The sequence below is a fragment of the Capnocytophaga sp. oral taxon 329 str. F0087 genome (assembly GCF_000213295.2).
Lineage (GTDB): Bacteria > Bacteroidota > Bacteroidia > Flavobacteriales > Flavobacteriaceae > Capnocytophaga > Capnocytophaga leadbetteri_A.
Genome location: NZ_KN389984.1, coordinates 39075 through 40758, shown reverse-complemented (window position 1 = coordinate 40758; position 1684 = coordinate 39075). Strand labels below are relative to the sequence as shown.

At 44.4% G+C, this 1684-nt stretch carries 1 protein-coding gene; it reads right to left on the bottom strand.

Going from position 1 to position 1684, the window contains the following annotated elements; genetic code table 11:
* Positions 1-1683 (bottom strand): hypothetical protein (locus HMPREF9074_RS12260; protein WP_232297122.1); only part of this gene is annotated, 1683 nt, incomplete at its 3' end.
* Position 1684 lies beyond the last annotated feature (1 nt).

Below are 1684 nucleotides of genomic sequence, written 5' to 3'. Positions count from 1 at the left end.
AAAACGATATTCCCGATCGGCATTATAGTCAAAGACCTCTAAAGGGGTAAGCTGTCCCTTGTACTTGTGTGGGAAAGGCTCTACCTCTTTGCCATTGCGGTCTAACACCCATACAGTTTTTTCAGTAGAAAAAGCCATTTGCAGAAAACCATTCTTAAAAAGGTCTACTTGATAAATAGGACTTTGTATTTTGCCGTCTAAGTGCTTTTTCCAGAGTAGCGAACCGTTATTGCCTATAAGGTAAAGGTCGTTATTAGCATCTTGTACCGCTATTTCCAGCTGTTTAGTGCGGTGGTTTAGCAGCAAAGTAGGTGGTATAACCATCTGGTCGTCAAGGGCAAAGCGAAAGCGCTCTCGCATCTCGTCAGTAAGATTGCCTTCTGGCTGATGCTCGCATACGAAGTTCAGCACGTAGTAATCGTTCTGAGGCGTCTGCTGAAACAGTGCCCAGCGGTAATGCTCAGCTATATAAGGGTACTGCAAACTAAAGGAAGATTGGTCATAAAGGTTAGCAATACGGCTGAGGGTAACGTTCGAGGCACTGTGCTGAGCCAATTGTTGGTAGGCTTTGTTATATGATAGGGTATTGCCGCGCTGCATATCATTCACTACCGAGATAAGAAGTTCGCGGGTCGGGGTAAAGATAAGGTTTCTCTGATATACCCCTACGTAACGAGGCGTAAAATCAGGGGCAAAAGCCTTAAAGAAAGAAAGCGGCAGCTCTGGGTTGAGGTCGTACATAGCGAAGTTGTACTGAAAATCTTCAGATAGTACAGGCAACTGCTGCAGTGCATCGTCTACATTATAGGCTGAAGCAACCGCAAAATACCCATCGAGTGTTTGGGCAAAAGCGATACCATTAACACTCGTAAGAAAAGGCGATTGTTGCGCCAAGCTATCAGGCAGACTGATAAGATCGGCATCGTCAAACGAATAGGCCGTGAGCTTAAGCACCCGCGCGGGCAAATGGTCTATAAGAGTGTTCTGATAGGGTTGCGTGCGCAGCATACAGTCAGAAGTGTTGTTTTCTTTGTCGATAAGACTGATACCGCTAAAGCGCACATTGTTTTCTTCTAAAAAAAGGTCAAAAGTCACCCAATTGTTATTGTTGGGCAGTACATCTGTGCCAAAGAAAGAGCGAAAATAGGTATTAGCCCCTTCCTGCGAAAGGAAAATGCTAGCAGCACACTCGTTATTGCTGAGTTTTTGCAAGGCTTCTAAATCTTGCTGACGAGTGGTAAGGGGTTTATCTTTGGGCTGCGCATAGCTACCCACTTTGTCTGTATCGCCTATAATGAGGTAATCGCCCTGTAGGGTGTAAAACCATTCCTTGCCAAATTGGGCTTGCTTCTGCACTTTGTCATTCGCTTTTTTCCAAATACTAAGGCTGTCATTAGTTATATGGGGCGTTACAGCAAAGAAATGATCATCAGCCGAAAAAGCCACCCACAGATTCTCATCAGTAGGAAGGGTATTGAGTATCTTCACCTCGTGCAAACGCAATGGGTGAGGGTTATGCTGCTTCCAAAATGAATTGTTAGCGATAACACTTAAGAAATTGTCTTTGTCATTGATGCGATAGATAACAGCCGTGTCTTCAGGAAAGGTGAAAGGAGTGACAACAGCTTTCTTTTCAGCTGAATCACAAGCTATTAGCGATAAGAAGAGCGATATGTATAACAGG